Origin of the sequence: Synechococcus sp. R5-15, assembly GCF_047462035.1 — a bacterium.
Classification (GTDB): domain Bacteria; phylum Cyanobacteriota; class Cyanobacteriia; order Thermostichales; family Thermostichaceae; genus Thermostichus.
The window spans coordinates 1-12257 of sequence record NZ_JANSIK010000066.1 but is presented as its reverse complement, the minus strand read 5'-3'; the positions used below and the strand labels follow the sequence as shown (position 1 = coordinate 12257).

Annotated in this window: 12 protein-coding genes; 5 read left to right on the top strand and 7 right to left on the bottom strand. The window is 58.0% G+C overall.

The features are described 5' to 3' along the window. Window positions 1-55: 55 nt before the first annotated feature. Window positions 56-394 (bottom strand): hypothetical protein, encoded by a 339-nt coding sequence (locus tag NW839_RS06390; protein ID WP_414342341.1) that lies wholly within the window; start codon window positions 392-394, stop codon window positions 56-58. 175 nt (window positions 395-569) lie between these two features. On the opposite strand from NW839_RS06390, the gene treY reads away from it, so the two are divergent. Beyond that, entirely contained in the window at window positions 570-3371 is a 2802-nt protein-coding gene (gene treY, locus NW839_RS06385; RefSeq protein WP_414352043.1) for a malto-oligosyltrehalose synthase, read from the top strand. Window positions 3372-3375: 4 nt separating this feature from the next. Here the strand turns inward: treY and tpiA are convergent, their stop codons facing one another. Both tpiA and NW839_RS06375 read right to left on the bottom strand, forming a co-directional pair. Beyond that, a complete protein-coding gene (tpiA, locus tag NW839_RS06380) occupies window positions 3376-4128 on the bottom strand; it encodes a triose-phosphate isomerase (RefSeq protein WP_414352044.1) in 753 nt (250 codons plus the stop codon). 226 nt (window positions 4129-4354) lie between these two features. Then, complete coding sequence (locus tag NW839_RS06375) at window positions 4355-4765, bottom strand: FHA domain-containing protein (RefSeq protein WP_414352045.1); 411 nt, start codon at window positions 4763-4765, stop codon at window positions 4355-4357. Between the two features lie 212 nt (window positions 4766-4977). Between NW839_RS06375 and NW839_RS06370 the strand changes: the two genes are divergently transcribed. From NW839_RS06370 to NW839_RS06355, 4 genes are read left to right on the top strand one after another with little or no spacing between them, the layout of a single operon-like run. Beyond that, complete coding sequence (locus tag NW839_RS06370) at window positions 4978-5394, top strand: rubredoxin (protein ID WP_255344539.1); 417 nt, start codon at window positions 4978-4980, stop codon at window positions 5392-5394. Between the two features lie 8 nt (window positions 5395-5402). Next, the gene (locus tag NW839_RS06365; protein ID WP_414352046.1) at window positions 5403-6392 is read left to right on the top strand and encodes a photosynthesis system II assembly factor Ycf48; all 990 of its coding nucleotides are present in this window, start codon (window positions 5403-5405) and stop codon (window positions 6390-6392) included. Between the two features lie 42 nt (window positions 6393-6434). Continuing rightward, on the top strand, window positions 6435-7538 hold the full coding sequence (murG, locus tag NW839_RS06360) for an undecaprenyldiphospho-muramoylpentapeptide beta-N-acetylglucosaminyltransferase (protein WP_414352047.1): 1104 nt from the start codon (window positions 6435-6437) through the stop codon (window positions 7536-7538). 3 nt (window positions 7539-7541) lie between these two features. Next, entirely contained in the window at window positions 7542-8297 is a 756-nt protein-coding gene (locus tag NW839_RS06355; protein WP_414380524.1) for an endonuclease III domain-containing protein, read from the top strand. Window positions 8298-8313: 16 nt separating this feature from the next. Here NW839_RS06355 and NW839_RS06350 read toward each other — a convergent pair whose 3' ends face one another. The 4 genes from NW839_RS06350 to NW839_RS06335 all read right to left on the bottom strand — a co-directional run bounded on the left by NW839_RS06350 (window position 8314) and on the right by NW839_RS06335 (window position 12065). Then, complete coding sequence (locus tag NW839_RS06350) at window positions 8314-10185, bottom strand: chloride channel protein (protein ID WP_414352049.1); 1872 nt, start codon at window positions 10183-10185, stop codon at window positions 8314-8316. A 7-nt stretch (window positions 10186-10192) separates the two neighbouring features. Then, window positions 10193-10981: a type I methionyl aminopeptidase gene (map, locus tag NW839_RS06345; protein WP_011433730.1), complete on the bottom strand. Its 789-nt coding sequence runs from the start codon at window positions 10979-10981 to the stop codon at window positions 10193-10195. A 195-nt stretch (window positions 10982-11176) separates the two neighbouring features. Further along, on the bottom strand, window positions 11177-11764 hold the full coding sequence (locus tag NW839_RS06340) for a DUF2062 domain-containing protein (protein ID WP_011433729.1): 588 nt from the start codon (window positions 11762-11764) through the stop codon (window positions 11177-11179). 139 nt (window positions 11765-11903) lie between these two features. Beyond that, a complete protein-coding gene (locus NW839_RS06335; protein ID WP_414352050.1) occupies window positions 11904-12065 on the bottom strand; it encodes a hypothetical protein in 162 nt (53 codons plus the stop codon). Window positions 12066-12257 lie beyond the last annotated feature (192 nt).

Below are 12257 nucleotides of genomic sequence, written 5' to 3'. Positions count from 1 at the left end.
GGTCTACTATATCCCTCTCAATGACTTTTGCCAAACCGCCTAAAGCTCAGTAAATTCAGCAAAGTTCAGGTTTTTGGGGGTTAGAGGCATGCTCCAACAGCAGTTGCTGGTTCAAAAGAATCCGAGCGGCTTGAGCTGGGGGATCCCCGCTGCCGGTCGTCGAGGGATTGGGACTGGGGATATCCAGACTGACCTGCACCTGAGGGCTGCTGGCCTGTAGCAAAATCTCTTCCAACCGTTGCTTCAGCAGACGGAGGCGAGCGGGGGCATCGGGGGTGCGCAGGGTCAAAACCAGCTCACTCCCCACCCGAAACTCGCTTTCTGCCCAGGTTGCCTCACTCCGCCAACTCCCCATCAGCCCACCCACGAGCAGGATCCCTGCCCACCTCGCCATCCTTGCCGGCCCCCTTACCGGGGGTGAAGCGCTCCTCTGTGGCCTTGACAAGTTCACTAACCTCGCCTCTCCCCTGCAGGACTCCTTGATCTTAGCCGCTACCCTAGATACATCTGTTCTCTTGACCCTATGCCGTTGGCAAGCTCGGCTTCTTTGTCATTGTTCTAAGGTCATCATGCGGATCCCGACTTCCACCTATCGCATTCAGTTTCATGCTGGGTTTGACTTCGACGCAGCACGACAGATTGTTCCCTACCTGAAGTTGCTGGGCATCAGTGACTTGTATGCCTCTCCTATCTTTCAGGCCCGCAAAGGCAGCACCCACGGCTACGACGTGGTGGATCCCAGGCAGATTAACCAGGAACTGGGGGGAAGCGAAAAGTTTGAGCTCTTGTGGGAAGCCCTCAATCAGCAGGGAATAGGCTGGATCCAGGACATTGTGCCCAATCACATGGCCTACGATGGCCAGAACCAGATGCTCATGGATGTTCTGGAGAGTGGCCCCAACTCAGATTTTGTTGACTACTTTGATGTGAATTGGAATCACTCTTACCTGGGGATCAAAGGCAGAATCTTAGCCCCTTTCTTGGGAGATTTCTACGACAAATGTTTGGAGTCGGGTCAAATCCAGCTTCGTTATGATGCCGATGGCCTAAGTATTAACTACTACAACTTGAGGTTCCCCCTCAATATTGACACCTATGCGGATGTTTTTACCTACAACCTGAGCAAGCTGCGGCGAAAATTGGGACGCAGCCATCCCGACTACGTCAAGTTACTCGGGATCCTCTTCAGCCTGAAATTCATTCCCAGCAAGGAAGATCTCCTAGAGCGCACTGATCAAATTAGCTTTGCCAAGCATTCGTTGTGGGAACTCTACACTTCTAGCCAACCTATCCAGAGCTTTTTTGACGAGAACATTGACATCTTTAACGGCAAGCCAGGGGATCCGTCAAGCTTTGACCTGCTGGATAGTCTTCTGGCGCGGCAACATTTCCGCCTTTCCTTCTGGAAAGTGGGTGCTGAGGAGATCAATTATCGTCGTTTCTTTACCATTAACGAGCTGATCTCACTGCGGGTGGAAGATCGCGAGGTGTTTCGCAAAACCCATCAGCTTATCTTTAAGCTTGCAGAACAGGGACGATTTAATGGTTTGCGCATCGATCATATCGATGGCTTGTTCAATCCCGAAGAGTATCTCCATCGCCTGCGGGAACGCTGCCCAAATCTTTACATCGTGGTAGAGAAAATACTAGAGGCTAATGAAAGTCTGCCCCAAAGCTGGCCAGTTCAGGGCACAACGGGTTACGATTTTTTGGCTAAGCTCAACGGCATCTTTTGTCAAGAAGAAAATGCAGAGGCTTTTGACTCTCTCTATCAAAATTTCACAAATCTACGGCATTCCCCAGAGCAGGTTATCGAAGATAAAAAACGCCTGATCATCGAGCGCAACCTGTCAGGAGATATGGATAACCTTGCTTTTTTGCTCAAGCAGATCACCAGCCATCATCGCTATGCCAATGACTTTACCCTCTACAGCTTACGTCGAGCTTTGGTAGAAGTTTTGGTGTGCTTTCCGGTCTACCGCGTCTATATCCACGAAGGGATCCTCAGTCCAGAAGGTCAACAGGTAATTTGTCAAGCCGTGGAGAAGGCCAAGGAGAACCTGCCCGTTTTGGTGAATGAGCTGAATTTTATTCAGCGCTTTCTCTGCCTGGAGTCTCTGGACAATTTATCAGACCAAGAGAAACATGAGCAGATCTATTTTGCCATGCGCTTGCAGCAGTTGGCCGGCCCTCTCATGGCCAAAGGGGTGGAAGATACTGCTTTTTATGTGTACAACCGCCTTTTATCTCTCAATGAAGTCGGCGGGGATCCCTGTCGCTTTGGCCTTTCGGTGCAAGAGTTTCACCGCTTTAATCAAGAGCGGGCAGCTCGGTGGCCTCTGTCCATGAATGCTTCTGCCACCCACGACACCAAGCGTGGCGAAGATGTGCGGGCCCGGCTGAATGTGCTTTCTGAAATCCCCGCCGAGTGGGAAAAGCACATCAATCTTTGGCATGAGCTGAACCTCGGCTACAAAGTCCGCAGCAAACAAGCTAAGCGCTCGGAACTGCCGGATCGCAATGACGAGTATTTGCTCTACCAAACTTTGCTCGGCTCTTATCCCTTCCAACCGGAAGAGGTGCCCCAGTTCGTACAGCGGGTCAAAGACTATGCCATCAAAGCAGTGCGGGAAGCTAAGGTCCACACCGCTTGGCTTCGCCCCGATACCGAATACGAAGAAGCCACTACCGCTTTTATCGAACGGATCCTTCAAGGCCCTAACCCCTTTTTGGAGTCCTTTTTGCCTTTCCAACGGAAAGTTGCCCACTTTGGCATTTTTAATTCCCTCTCGCAGACGCTGATCAAACTGACCAGCCCTGGGATCCCGGATATTTACCAAGGCACGGAGCTGTGGGATTTGAGCATGGTGGATCCCGACAATCGTCGGCCTGTGGATTTTTCCCGTCGCCTCGCCTATTTGGAAGAAATTCAGCGGCGGGTTAAACAGGATCCTCTCCAACTCATCGCGGATTTGCTCCTGCACCGCAGCGACGGACGCATTAAGCTGTTTCTGATTTACCACGTGCTCAAGGCCCGCCAGGAACAGCCCCAATTGTTTCTCGAGGGCAGCTACATTCCTCTGCAAATCAGCGGATCCCATGCTGACCATGTTGTGGCTTTTGCCCGTCAGCACAGTAAGCAGGTATTGCTCACGGTAGTGCCGCGTTTTTTAACAAAGTTGATCGACGAAACCCAAGATCCTCTGGGAGAATCCGTTTGGGCAGATACCGAAATTCATCTGCCGCGTTGGAAGCGGCTGGACTGGGTGAACGGGCTAACCCAGGAAAGGATCCCTGCCGGCGAAACCTTGCCGGTGGGCGTTGTCTTGAAATCCTTCCCGGTGGCCTTGTTGTGGGGACAATCCCGCTAGCGGCCTAGGCGGGAGCTAGGGCCTGAAAGTTGACGATGCGGGCAAACTCTTGGGGGTCTAGGCTGGCCCCTCCCACCAACACGCCGTCGATCTCAGGCTGGGCCATCAGCTCGTCGATGTTGCCGGCCTTCACCGAGCCGCCATACAAAATGGGCAGTTGGGCATTGCCCAAGTGTTGCCGGATCAAGCCGATGACCCGGTTGGCCTCTTGGGCTGCGCAAGTATGGCCGGTGCCGATGGCCCAAATGGGCTCATAGGCAATCACCAAGTTCTCCAGATCGATCCCTTGCAAGGCGCGATCCAACTGCCCCACAATCCAAGACTCGGTCAAGCCTTGCTCCCGCTGCTGCTGGCTTTCTCCCACACAGAGGATGGGGGTAAGGCCGTGCCGCTGGGCGGCTGCCAGACGCCGATTGACGGTTTCGTCCGTCTCGCCGAAGTACTGCCGCCGTTCGCTGTGGCCGACGATGACGTAGCGCACCCCCAATTCCGCCAGCATGGGGCCGGAAATTTCCCCGGTAAAAGCTCCCTGATCCTCCCAATGTAGGTTTTGTGCTCCCACGGCTATGTCGGATCCGCGGCTTTGCTCTGCCACCACCGCCAGGTCTGTAAAGGGCACACATAGGATGATCTGCCGCTGGGATGCTGACCCTGACGGCGATGATTGTAGGGCCAGGCCCAGCTCTTGCAGAAACTCGCGAGCCTCAGCCTGAGTCTTGTGCATTTTCCAGTTGCCGGCGATGAGGATGGGGCGCAAGATGGATCCTCCCTTAGAGACAACAGAAGTAAGGGATCCCGCAAGCAGAAAGCCCAATAAAACAGCAGGGATCCCAGCTTTGTTTTTTCGTATGACACAGTTTACCAGCAAGCGATCCCAGAAATACGGCGACGGGATCCCTTCTCCGAGCGCCGGTTAACCCCTCAACCCACGTGGGGACAGGGGGATCCCCCACAGGCCAAAACTCAACAGGGAAAGCAGCCTCTCAGAGCTCAACGATCTGGGTGTTTTCAAAAGTAGCCAGGATTTCATCCAGATCCTTGTTTTGCACCGAGTAGGTAGCAGTGGCATCGTTGCCAAACTGAATCTCGTCCCCGTCCTCAAGATCCCGAAATTCCACCCGTTGCCCACGCACGTAAAGGCCGTTGGTGCTGGGGGTGCCCTGAATGTCTCCGTCGATGATTTGGTAAGTGAACCCATCGGGAGAAGAGGGGGATTCTGTTTTGACCAAAATGGCGTGGTAGCGAGAGGCGTACTGGGAGTCAATGCGAATGCTGTTGCGTGGATCCCGGCCTAAGGAGTAGAGCTCAGCCGTCAACCAGTAGGCTTTTGGCCCATGACGATCCTTGACGATCAGCACGTGATTGAGGGCTGGTCGGCGAGGGGGCGTGGTCATGAAAGGCACCCGCTTGCACAACACTGAGGGCAGGATAGCCAAAACATAACATAGGATCCCCCTGGTGGATCCCTGTGTCCACCGGATAAGTCTCTTCAGGTCGGCATCCCAGGCTGGTGCGGGATCCCCCTGAGCAACAAGAAAGGGTCTGAGTAGATTTTTGTAACAATTCCTCTCATAATAGGATCGACGATGCGGATGGCTCCCTGACCATGAATGGCTCGCAACCGGATCCCGGTGTTCAACCCCGTTCTCCCAAGACACCGAGGCTCATTGAGTTGCCGGAAGATGAAACCGATGCGCAGCTCAGCGATCCCCTGCGGATGCAGCGCTACGAATGTCGTTCTTGTGGCTATGTTTACGAACCGGCCAAGGGGGATCAGCTCAATCGGATCCCGGCGGGCGTACCGTTTGAGGAATTGCCAGCCGATTGGAAATGTCCGGTGTGCCGAGCCGGTAAGCGCTCGTTCCAAGCAGTGGGCGCCAAGGGCAAGCCTTCCGGTTTTCAAGAGAACTTGCGCTACGGCCTGGGGGTGAACGTGATGACCCCTGCTCAAAAGAACCTGCTGATCTTCTTGGGACTGGCGCTGGGATTTTTATTTTTGATGAGTTTTTATTTCGTCGAGTGAGGGTCAAGATGTTCAAACCCCTGAGGCTGGTGCTGCTGGTTGCTGTCTCGGTGCTGCTGATGGCGGCGCGGATGCCCAACATGCGGGTGGTGCCCTGGGAGCAGGTGGAAGTGCCCACCCAGAACATTCTGCTGGACATTGCCTTCACCGGCACCACCCCTTCCCATGGCTGGTTGGTGGGAGACAAGGCGACGCTGCTGGAATCCCGCGATGGGGGTCTGCACTGGCAGGTGCGGGAGCTGCCGGGTCTGGAGCCGGAAGCCTACCTGGCCTCCATTAGCTTTGCTGGGGCAGAAGGCTGGGTGGCCGGGCAGCCGAAGATCCTCCTCCACACCCTGAACGAGGGATCCGACTGGACTTCCATCCGCCTCAACAACCAACTGCCAGGGGAGCCGCTCTTGATCCAGGCTCTGGGCCCTGGCGCCGCCGAAATGGTGACCAATGTGGGGGCCATCTACCGCACCGAAGATGGCGGTCAGACCTGGCATGCCCAAGTGGATGAGCCGATTGGGGCCATCAAAAACATTGCCCGCGGCCCTGAAGGCGAATATCTGGCGGTGTCGTCGCGGGGCAGCTTCTACTTTCTGTACACTCCTGAAAGTCGCACCTGGAAGCCCTACCCGCGGGAAAGCTCCCGCCGCATTCAAAACATGGGCTTTGGCCCCCACGGCAGCGCTTGGAAATTGAACCAAGGGGCGGAGATCGCCTTTACCGATGACTTCACCTCCGGCCAGTGGTCGTCACCGCTGCGTCCAGGGCGGGCCCTCAGCTTTGGCTACCTCAATGCCGCCTACCAGAACGACCACGACCTGTGGGTGGTGGGGGGTGGCGCTACCCTGATCCACAGCCCTGATGGTGGCAAAACCTGGGAACAGGCCAAGAAACTCAGCAACATCCCCGCCAACTTCTACAGCATTGAGTTTTTCGGCCCCGAGCAAGGGTTTATTCTGGGGCAGCGGGGCACCCTCTTGCGCTATGTCAGCTCCAACAACTCCTGAAGATCTAGATTCAGATCTTAGGGATCCCTAATCGGCACACGGGTGGACACACGCGCCAAGGATCCAGCTTCACGCCCTCGGCTGCTGGTTGCTGCCAGCGGCACTGGTGGCCACATTTTTCCGGCCTTGGCCGTTGCCGAGCAGTTGCCTGACTGGCAGATCGAATGGCTGGGGGTGCCGGATCGGATGGAAGGGAAGCTGGTGCGGGAGCGGTATCCCTTGCACCGGGTCGTCATGTCGGGCTGGCAGGGATCCCCTCTCCACAGGCTGCAGGCCTTGGCCCAACTGGCCCGTGCGACCCTACAAGTGCGCCGACTCCTTATGTCGGGACGGTTTGACGTTGTTCTGACCACCGGTGGGTACATTGCCGCTCCGGCCATTTTGGCCGCCCGTTCGCTGGGGGTGCCGGTGTTGCTGCACGAGTCCAATCGGATCCCGGGCAAAGTGACCCGTTGGTTGGGGAGATTTTGTCAGGTGGTGGCGCTGGGCATGGCAGAGACGGCAGAGCATTTGCCAGGGGTGGCTGCCCAAGTGGTGGGTACGCCGGTGCGGGCCGAGTTCTACACGCCCCAGCCTTTCCCTGCCGACCTCCCCATTCCCGACGGGGATCCCCTCATTGTGGTCATGGGGGGTAGCCAGGGGGCGCGGGGCCTCAACCGCATGGTGGCCGCCTGTGCCGAAGCTTGGTTGGAGGCGGGGGCCTGGATTGTGCATTTGACCGGCGGCAGCGAAGCTCAAGATCCGGAAGCCAGGATCCCCAGCCATCCCCGCTACCGGCCCTTTCCTTTCCGTCGAGATGTAGCTGCCCTGCTGCAGCGGGCCAACTTTGCCATTAGCCGCGCCGGAGCCATGAGCCTGGCGGAGTTGCTGACCACCGCCACCCCAGCCATTTTGATCCCCTATCCCTTTGCCGCTGAGGATCATCAGTATCAGAATGCTCTGGCCTTCGTGGGGCGCGGTGGGGGGGTGGTCATGCGAGAATCCGAAGAGAATCTGGACTTGCTGCGGCAAACGGTGTTGACCTGGTTGGCTCAGCCGCAGGTGGTTGCCCAAATGGCCGCCCACTTGCAAGCCACAGCTCCCCCCAATGCCAGCAAGGCCATCGCCCGTCTGTTGCAGGAGATCCGCCAGAGTTCTGCCCGTTAAGCCGTGGTACAGCCAAGATTGGACAGCCTTTCCCAACGCCCGCCTGTGCCCGCCAAAGCGGCGGAGTCCCCAACCCTGCTGGCAGAACTCCCGCCCGCCGACAGGATGGAATCGCTGTTGATGCGGCTAGAGCAGTGCTTTGGGATCCCTCAGCAGGCTCCCGATGGGCTTTCCCCCCGCCCGGATCTCCTGGACGAGTTGGTGGGCACGATCCTTTCCCAGAACACCACCGATGCCAACAGCAGCCGTGCCTTCCGCGCCCTCAAAGCCGCCTTTCCCTCTTGGGAAGCGGTCTTGGCTGCCGACCCGGCAGATCTGGCCCAGGTGATCCGCTCCGGCGGCTTAGCCCACCTCAAGGCAGTCCGAATTCAGGAGATCCTGGCTGCCATTCAAGAACGACAGGGATCCCTGAGTCTGGACTTTCTAAGAGAGCTAGACGATGCTGGCGCCCTCGATTTTTTGCTCTCCCTGAAAGGGGTAGGGCTGAAGACCGCCACCTGTGTGTTGTTGTTCGGGCTGGGTCGGGATCTCTGCCCGGTGGATACCCATGTGCATCGAGTGGCCAACCGTCTGGGCTTGGTGCGGGCCAAACATCCCGACGACACTTTTGCTCAGCTTTCCCCTCAGATCCCCAGGGGCAAAGCCTATTCCCTGCATGTCAACTTCATCCGGTTGGGCAAGCGCATTTGCAAGGCCCGTATGCCCGAATGTGGCCGCTGCCCGCTGCGTCCCACCTGCCCCTCTGGGCGGCAGCGTTGATCCCGACAGCAGGGCTCTATTCTGCGGGCGCAGTAGAAGCATCTGGGATCCCCTCTTGTCCGTTCCTGCCGGCGTCTCTCTCTGCTGGGGGAACTTCCAACTCCAGGGCTTGCCGCACCGATTGAATCTCTTGGGAGAGCAGCACCCGCTCTCGATCCAACAGGCCGACGATCTGCTCCGGGTCTTCCCGCGAGACCACTGGCAATTGGCGCAAATCGTATTCGTACATCGGCTCAGCTGCCACCGCTACCGCCTCATCGGGGAAGGTGGTGAGAACCGGAGATTGGCTGACCTCCTGTACGGTTAGCTCCGCCAACTCCGCCGCCTCCTTATGGGCCAAGGCCCGCTCCAGGTCTTCCAGGGTGAGAATGCCCCGCAGCCGCTCCTGTCCGTCCACCACCAACGCGCTATGGCACTTTTGCTGCAGCAAACTCTCCAGAGCTTCTCGCAGCGGTGTGTCTTGCCGAAGCAAAAGAGATGGGGGCACCATCACCTCTTGCACCGTCAGCTCTCTAGGCTCCTGCCCAAGGACTCCGTCAAGCGTTGCGTGGCGAGAACGACGGGCGGAAGGGTAGATGGCCGGCGAATGCAACTGCTCCGTCAGCCAGATGCTCAAACCCACTGCCGCCATCACCGGCAGCGCAATGTGATAGTCCCGCGTCATCTCAAACAGCAGCAAGATGGCCGTTAGCGGAGCCCGCACGCTGGCCGCCAACACCGCCGCCATGCCCACCATGGCGTAGGCAGCAGGGGGAGACAAGGCAATCAAGGGCAAAGCTTGAGATAGCACCTGACCGTAGCCTGCCCCCAGCACTGCCCCCATGAACAAAGCCGGGGCAAAGGTTCCCCCCACAAAGCCGCTGCCCAGGCTCAAAGCGCTCAGCAACAGCTTGCCCAATAGGAGCAGGCCCAGATGGCCAAGAGAAAAGGGAACGGCCTGCAGAATCGACTCAATGGTTTCATAGCCCACCCCCAACGCCAATGGGATACCCAAACCTGCGCAGCCCAGGATCCCGCCCCCCAAAATGGGCTTGCTCCAAGCTGGCCAGGCCGCCAGGGGGCCACTGTTGAACAGGTGCTTGCCCCACTCCAGGGTGTAGCTGAAGGCCATAGAAACCAGGCTGGCCAAAAAGCCCAAGCCGAGATACAGAGGTACCTCCAGCAAGCTGTGGATCTCGTAGTCCGGCAAGACAAAAGCCGGCTGGGTGATGGTGGGCAAAAGAAAAGCGGGTTGTGCCCCCAACCCCACCTGGGCGATCAAGGCGGAGACCACCGCCGCCAACACCACCACACTGACAGCAGAAGTGGTGAAGGTGCGGGCCAAAGCCAGCTCCAGCGCCAAAAACACCCCGGCAATGGGCGCGTTAAACCCTGCCGCCAGGCCAGCCGCTGCTCCGGCAGCCATCAACAGTTGCACCCGCTCCCGCGAGAGGCGTAGGTTTTGCCCCAGCAGGGATCCCAGCAAAGCGCCACTTTCCACACTGGGGGCCTCAGGGCCAAGGGAAGCTCCCGCACCCAACGAGATGGCAGCCGCCAGGAGCTTGAGCGGGATCCACCAGGGCTGAAGTGCCAAAGGACGAGCAGGACTCACCAAGCTGGAGAGGCTCAAGTTGGGAAAGGGCACAACTGCCCCCAAAGCGCCGATCAGCAGGCCCCCCAACACCGGCGCCAAAGCCAGCGGCCAGGATCCCAGCAGCCACAGGCCATAGTGTTCTGCAGCCCTGCCGAGGCCATCCACGAGGGTGTCCTGCAGCAGATAGCGCCACCAGCCAATCAAGTAGCGAAATCCAACCACCGATAGCCCCGTGCCCAACCCCACTGCCGCCGCCAGCAGCAGCAGCAGGTTCTCGGAGGAGAGGCGCAGGCGGAGAGCGGGGGCGCTGTTCATGATCGGCTCAGGGGCTTTGGGAAGGCAGGGTCAAGATCTCTACACCGGTTTCGGTAACGGCGACCGTATGTTCAAATTGCGCCGAGAGCTTGCCATCTAAAGTTACCGCCGTCCACCCGTCGGAGAGCACCTTCACCTCCCAGGTGCCCTCGTTGATCATCGGCTCGATGGTGAACACCATGCCGGGGCGGAGTTTCTCCCCTTTTCCTCGCTCGCCGTAGTGGGGGATCTGGGGGGCCGTGTGGAATTGCCGTCCCACCCCATGCCCGACAAAATCGCGCACCACGCTGTAGCCCTGGGCCTCGGCATATTCTTGGATGGCAGCGCCAATGTCGCCGACTCTCCCCCCCGGCTTTACAGCAGCAATGCCCCGCCGCAGACATTCTTCGGTCACCTCCACCAGGCGCCGCGCCCGCTCAGAAGGCTGCCCGACAAAGAAGGTTTTGGAGGTATCGCCGTGGTAGCCATCCAAAACCGGGGTGACATCGATGTTGATGATGTCGCCTTCTCGCAGGATCTGCTTGGGGCTGGGAATGCCGTGGCAGACCACGTGGTTGACGCTGGTGCAGATGGATTTGGGAAAGCCATGGTAGCCCAAAGGGGCGCTTCTGGCCCCATGCGCCCGCGTCCACCGCTCGGCCTCGTCGTTGAGCTCTTGGGTGGTGACCCCTGGCCGCACCATCGGCTCCAAGTGCTTGAGCAGATCTGCCGCCAGGCGACAAGCCCGCCGCATTTTCTCCAGTTCCCGCGAAGAGAGCAACACAATGGGCTGAGGGGCTTGCGTGAGCTGGTTCATACCCGTCTGCAAAGCGGATCCCAACTGCTCCCCCCATCGCTGGGAGCGACGGCTGAGGTCTGTCAACAACGCTCGCATGTCTTCCATCATGAGACCTTATCTGTGAAAAGCTCTGTGAAAACGGATGGATCTCTGCACCTGCAGACTGTCCAGGATTGGGTTCTCAGTTGGGATTCTGAATCGCCTTGCGCCTATTCACAGACCCCTGCCGGCCATTTTCTGCCGCCGACGAATCCGCTGCACCAACCACAGCCCCAGAAAATAGCTGACGAGGGATCCCCAAAAACCGACAAATGCACAGCCGACAAACAGCGTGCCCGACATCTCCAAGCCCCACTGCATCCAGTTTTGCCAAGTGGCCGCCACCAGCTCTGTGGTGGGAAGGACAGTTCGGGATCCCAGTAGCCATTCTCCCACCTGGTAGTTGAATGCATAGATGGGCACATAGGTGAAGGGGTTACTCACCCAGGTCCCTGCCGCCGCCGCCAGCTTGTTGCCCCGAAACGGAACAGCCAACACCAGAGCGGCCAACGTTTGAAAGCCGAAGATGGGGAAACAGCCGGCAAAAACCCCTACCGCCAAGCCGCGGGCAATTTCTTTCGGCGACGATTGCAGCCGCAACAGGCGCAGATAAAGATAGCGCAGCCAACGCTTCCAGGAAGGATCCCGGCGGGCTAGGGTCGGCCCTGGTTGAGATCCAGAGTAGGATCTGGAATAAAGCTTAAGGGATCCCGGCGAAGGCCAGGAGAAAGAGGGCAGCCTCAACCAAAAGAGGGGGCTCATGGTGGCAAGGGGGCAACTGAGAGAAGGTGTTAAGTCCTGTAAATCCAGTGTATCTTTCCTGCCCTTGGCGACAAAGGGCCATTGGCAAATCCGGGCCAGCAGCAACGGGGTGACGCCGGGGGATCGGTTTACGGAGTGGTCACCTGAGCTTGTCCACCAAGGCCAGCACGAAGTTAAGACCCAAGTAGGAAACCAGCACCACCAAGAATAGGAACAGGGCAATGTTCAGCCCGGATCGCAGGGCAGAGGGCAGGGATCCCGATTTCATTTTGGGATCAGGCTTTTCGGGGGGAGTTGTCATCTGGAGTTCTGGGGAAGACTGTGAATCTAGGATCCCATCTTGGCTGTGCAGGTGTACCCATCGGCTTACTTTCCGAAGATTGAAGGCCTGATACATTTACGCTGAACACTGCTGAACATCATTGTTCAACTATGCAGCGATAGCATTCTGTTTGTTTCCAAACAGAATGGCGGTATCCCGCAAAGCTTTGAG

What these genes read in the sequence shown, in the direction of transcription:
- NW839_RS06350 (WP_414352049.1), bottom strand. Translation starts at nt 10,185, where the DNA reads ATGAACAGCGCCCCCGCTCTCCGCCTGCGCCTCTCCTCCGAGAACCTG.
- NW839_RS06340 (WP_011433729.1), bottom strand. Translation starts at nt 11,764, where the DNA reads ATGAGCCCCCTCTTTTGGTTGAGGCTGCCCTCTTTCTCCTGGCCTTCG.
- NW839_RS06370 (WP_255344539.1), top strand. Translation starts at nt 4,978, where the DNA reads ATGAATGGCTCGCAACCGGATCCCGGTGTTCAACCCCGTTCTCCCAAG.
- NW839_RS06390 (WP_414342341.1), bottom strand. Translation starts at nt 394, where the DNA reads ATGGCGAGGTGGGCAGGGATCCTGCTCGTGGGTGGGCTGATGGGGAGT.
- treY (WP_414352043.1), top strand. Translation starts at nt 570, where the DNA reads ATGCGGATCCCGACTTCCACCTATCGCATTCAGTTTCATGCTGGGTTT.
- NW839_RS06365 (WP_414352046.1), top strand. Translation starts at nt 5,403, where the DNA reads ATGTTCAAACCCCTGAGGCTGGTGCTGCTGGTTGCTGTCTCGGTGCTG.
- map (WP_011433730.1), bottom strand. Translation starts at nt 10,981, where the DNA reads ATGAACCAGCTCACGCAAGCCCCTCAGCCCATTGTGTTGCTCTCTTCG.
- NW839_RS06375 (WP_414352045.1), bottom strand. Translation starts at nt 4,765, where the DNA reads ATGACCACGCCCCCTCGCCGACCAGCCCTCAATCACGTGCTGATCGTC.
- NW839_RS06335 (WP_414352050.1), bottom strand. Translation starts at nt 12,065, where the DNA reads ATGACAACTCCCCCCGAAAAGCCTGATCCCAAAATGAAATCGGGATCC.